Source organism: Clostridium sp. HV4-5-A1G (assembly GCF_900184915.1).
Taxonomy (GTDB): domain Bacteria; phylum Bacillota; class Clostridia; order Clostridiales; family Clostridiaceae; genus Clostridium_B; species Clostridium_B aromativorans.
Genome location: NZ_FXYI02000356.1, coordinates 1 through 1,019, shown reverse-complemented (window position 1 = coordinate 1,019; position 1,019 = coordinate 1). Strand labels below are relative to the sequence as shown.

1 protein-coding gene is annotated in these 1,019 nt (G+C 27.1%); it reads left to right on the top strand.

From position 1 onward, the window contains the following. The first annotated feature begins 83 nt into the window (after positions 1-83). Positions 84-914: a MetQ/NlpA family ABC transporter substrate-binding protein gene (locus tag J5G60_RS18470; RefSeq protein WP_150358811.1), complete on the top strand. Its 831-nt coding sequence runs from the start codon at positions 84-86 to the stop codon at positions 912-914. Positions 915-1,019 lie beyond the last annotated feature (105 nt).

Sequence of the window (1,019 nt, the reverse complement as noted above, 5' to 3'; positions counted from 1 at the left end):
TATTATATTAAATTAAGCCTCTTTTATTTTGTATTTACATTTTAATATTAACAAAATAAAAATACGAAAGGAAGTTTCATGTAATGAAAAAAATAAGTGAGATTTTATTATTAATAATTTTATTGACAGGATTATTTTCTGGATGCGGGCAAAGCAGCAATTCAAGTAAATCAGAATCAAAAAAAAACATAGTAGTAGGTGTGTGTCCTGGACCTTATGGAGATCTATTTAGGCAAGCAATACAGCCTTCTCTTGAGAAAAAAGGTTATAAGGTTTCAATAAAAGAGTTTGACGATTATATACAGCCGAATAAAGCACTTGCCAATAAAGATTTAGATCTGAATGTATTTCAAAATTCTGTTTACTTAGCGAAGTTTGCTAAAGATAATAAATTGGACTTAAAAGCAATTACTGCAATACCTACTTTAGGTAGTGATATTTATTCTAGTAAAATTAAATCTTTGAGTGAATTAAAGAATGGTTCATTAGTTGTAATACCTGATGATCCAGTAAATATTACAAGATCATTAAAGGTATTAGTAAGTGCCGGACTTATTAAAATAAATCCAAAGGCAAATATTGCTACTATAACACAAAATGATATTTCAGAAAACCCTAAAAATCTTAAATTTAAACTTGTAAATGCAGCGCAAATTCCTAGAGTAATAAATAGTACAGATATAGAAGTTGTAAATGGTAACTATGCAATTGCTGCAAAATTTAACCCTAAAGATGCACTATATCATGAAAAGCTTACGGAAGATTATTTAAATACTATAACTGTAAGAGCGGCTGATGCAAATTCTCAGCTTTCAAAAGATATATTAGAAGTTGTTAAATCTTCTGCGTACAAATCAGTAATTAATGATCCAAAAGGAGAATTTAGTACATTTGCAAAGCCAAAAGATTTTTAATCTTATGCTTATATTTCTCAGAACTTTGAATTGTATACTATTTTAAATATTAATCTAAAATTTCAGCAATTTTATAACATTGAAGGATGTTTATTAAATTAATAA